This window comes from Candidatus Thiosymbion oneisti, assembly GCF_004359955.1.
GTDB lineage: Bacteria > Pseudomonadota > Gammaproteobacteria > Chromatiales > Chromatiaceae > Thiosymbion > Thiosymbion oneisti.
Genome location: NZ_SMSC01000091.1, coordinates 1 through 1191, shown reverse-complemented (window position 1 = coordinate 1191; position 1191 = coordinate 1). Strand labels below are relative to the sequence as shown.

1 protein-coding gene is annotated in these 1191 nt (G+C 60.4%); it reads left to right on the top strand.

Annotated features, from left to right (window positions below; genetic code table 11):
- Nucleotides 1-84 precede the first annotated feature (84 nt).
- A complete protein-coding gene (locus tag E1958_RS19540; RefSeq protein WP_133513359.1) occupies nt 85-1191 on the top strand; it encodes an IS630 family transposase in 1107 nt (368 codons plus the stop codon).

The following is a 1191-nucleotide window of genomic DNA, read 5'->3' as shown; positions in this document are numbered from 1 at the left end:
CTAGTGTAGTGCGCTATAAATAGTGGAACTAACAGAGCTGCCACCTGTCCATTGTAGAGAGCCGATGCAGACAGGAGGCAGAGAATGCGAATGGCGCCGGTAATCAATTTGACGCCCGAAGCGCGCAAGCGGCTGGAGCGAATGGCCAACTCCAATACCGTCAGTGTGCGCGAGGCACGGCGTGCAGCTATGGTGCTGCTGGCGGCGGACGACTTGACCAACGGGCAGATCGCTGATCGACTTGGAGTGGGTCGGGTGTCGGTCGGTCGCTGGCGCTCCCGCTATGCCGAAGGCGGCTTGGCGGCGATTGTCCAAGATCGCCCGCGCGGTGGACGCCCGCGGCGAGTTGATAGGCACGAGATCGTTCGTCTGACGACACAGACGAAGCCGCCGGGGGCCACGCACTGGAGCACGCGCACGCTGGCCGCGGCAACCGGGGTGAGTGCCTCCAGCATTCGCCGGGTGTGGCGAGCTCACGGGCTCAAACCACACCGGGTTGAAACCTTCAAGGTCTCGCGCGACCCGCACTTTATCGAAAAGCTCGAGGACATCGTCGGGTTGTATCTGAACCCGCCCGAGCACGCGCTGGTGCTGTGCTGTGACGAGAAAAGCCAGGTGCAGGCCCTGGATCGCACCCAGCCGGGCTTGCCGTTGAAAAAGGGGCGTGCGGCAACGATGACCCACGACTACAAACGCCACGGGACGACAACTTTGTTTGCCGCTCTCAATGTGCTCGATGGAACCGTCATCGGCCACTGTCAGGCACGCCATCGTCATCTTGAATGGTTGAAGTTCCTGCGCCAGATCGAGCGCAGTACGCCCCAGGACAAGAGCCTGCACCTGATCTGCGATAACTACTCCACCCATAAGCACCCGCATGTCAAGGCCTGGCTGGAAAAGCACCCGCGTTTCCAGCTGCACTTCACGCCCACCTCTGCCTCCTGGTTGAACATGGTCGAACGCTTCTTCCGCGATCTGACGACCCGGCAGCTGCGCCGCGGAGTATTCACCAGCGTGCCTGAACTGATCCAGAGTATCGAAGGCTATATCGCCGAACACAACCAGAATCCCAAGCCGTTTATCTGGACCGCCAAGGCCAGCGACATCCTGGAGAAGGTGGTTCGCGCCAATCGCCGCTTAAGTTCCAAACAGAATGGCGCAAGTTCCAAACAGAATGGCGCACTACACTAG

Bases quoted from the DNA above. Each gene is read 5' to 3' on its own strand.
- E1958_RS19540 (WP_133513359.1), top strand. From the start codon at position 85: ATGCGAATGGCGCCGGTAATCAATTTGACGCCCGAAGCGCGCAAGCGG.